The sequence below is a fragment of the Streptococcus sp. SGI.013 genome (assembly GCF_050315295.1).
GTDB lineage: Bacteria > Bacillota > Bacilli > Lactobacillales > Streptococcaceae > Streptococcus > Streptococcus porcorum.
In genome coordinates this window covers 1-304 of sequence record NZ_JBNPOS010000111.1, presented here as the reverse complement: position 1 = coordinate 304, position 304 = coordinate 1, and the positions used below count along the sequence as shown (strand labels likewise).

At 43.1% G+C, this 304-nt stretch carries 1 protein-coding gene; it reads left to right on the top strand.

The window, feature by feature from the left end:
- A partial coding sequence (locus ACQRDX_RS09600) for a minor capsid protein (protein ID WP_427896675.1) occupies positions 1 to 304 on the top strand: 304 nt, incomplete at both ends.

The following is a 304-nucleotide window of genomic DNA, read 5'->3' as shown; positions in this document are numbered from 1 at the left end:
GACTAGCGTTTCTGTCAAAATTGACCTAAAAGGCATTGAGAAAAAGGTATCGTCATCAGCCTTGGCCAAAGGCAAGCTAGCTATTGCTAACCAGATGATGATTGACATGCAGCCATTTATTCCACGAAAAAGTGGAGAATTAAGTGGTAGAGGTCAAGCTACAAGAGATGGGGTAAGATACCCTGGACCTTATGCAAGAGCCCAATTTTACGGATCTAGCTACAACAAGCATAGGAGCTTTACTTTTAGCCGCTATACCACTCCTGGAACTGGTAAACGTTGGGATTTGAAAGCCTCAGCATTA